The sequence below is a fragment of the Vibrio sp. LaRot3 genome (assembly GCF_027587025.1).
Classification (GTDB): Bacteria; Pseudomonadota; Gammaproteobacteria; order Enterobacterales; family Vibrionaceae; genus Vibrio.
This window is the reverse complement of record NZ_JAPPTI010000033.1, coordinates 1-437: the sequence shown is the minus strand read 5'-3', so window position 1 is coordinate 437 and position 437 is coordinate 1. Positions and strand designations below refer to the sequence as shown.

The following is a 437-nucleotide window of genomic DNA, read 5'->3' as shown; positions in this document are numbered from 1 at the left end:
GCCAAGCGTTGCGAATCACTCTTAAATGCTTTGTTATACGAATTTTACCAGACGTGTTCCGTCCCCTGCCATGTTAAGAACTTACCACTTTGTTCTAAGGTCAAGTTGCTTGCAAGCTTTACAATACCTGATGCACTTTCTTCAACAGTGATATCTGCGTCCTTACCACCCATATCCGTTTTAACCCAGCCAGGATGAATTGGGCAAACAACAATTCCTTTAGGCTTAAGTTCCAATGCCAACACTTGCATTACCTTATTAACCGCTGCTTTTGAGCTTCGATACGCATACATACCATAGCTATCTCGGTTTAATGCCCCCATTTGGCTTGAGACGGTAATAATACGAGGGTTAGCACTAGGTTCGAGAAGCCCTAAAAGAGCTCGACTTACCATAAGAGGCGCGATTGAGTTCACTGCAAAGGTATTGAGCCATTC

The 437-nt window shown here is 43.7% G+C and carries 1 protein-coding gene; it reads right to left on the bottom strand.

Translation table 11 applies throughout. From position 1 onward, the window contains the following. Positions 1 to 44: 44 nt before the first annotated feature. Positions 45 to 437, bottom strand: a 393-nt coding sequence (locus OH461_RS20065) for an SDR family NAD(P)-dependent oxidoreductase (protein WP_270022306.1), incomplete at its 5' end; no start/stop codon positions are given.